This is a genomic window from Arenimonas sp. MALMAid1274 (assembly GCF_049195245.1).
In the GTDB taxonomy this organism is placed as follows: Bacteria; Pseudomonadota; Gammaproteobacteria; order Xanthomonadales; family Xanthomonadaceae; genus Arenimonas.
In genome coordinates, this window is the sequence record NZ_JBMIRR010000004.1 from 1 (window position 1) to 441 (window position 441).

Here is a 441-nt window from a genome sequence, read left to right on the forward strand (position 1 = left end):
GACCAGCTCAATGGCGCGCCCGTGAACCCGGCCGCCATCAACTTGGTCCCGGTGACGAACGGTCCGCTGACGGTCAACGCCGACGGAAGCGTTGACGTCGCGCCGAATACCCCGGCGGGCACGTACACCGTCGACTACGAAATCTGCGAAGTCCTGAATCCCGCCAACTGCGACACGGCGACTGTCACCATCACGGTGGAAGAGGGCGTCATCGACGCCGTCAACGACAGCGCCGGCCCGGTCAACGGCTTCATTGCCAACACCAATGTAGTGAACGTCCTGGGCAATGACCTGCTCAATGGCGCGGCCGTGAATCCGGCGGACATCACCCTGGTCCCGGTCACGAATGGTCCGCTTACCGTGAACGCTGATGGCTCGGTGGACGTCGCGCCGAATACCCCGGCTGGCACGTACACCGTCGACTACGAGATTTGCGAGGTC

General features: G+C 63.5%; 1 protein-coding gene. It reads left to right on the top strand.

The features are described from left to right. Nucleotides 1–441 (top strand): hypothetical protein (locus ACOQFR_RS00020; RefSeq protein ID WP_421377375.1); only part of this gene is annotated, 441 nt, incomplete at both ends.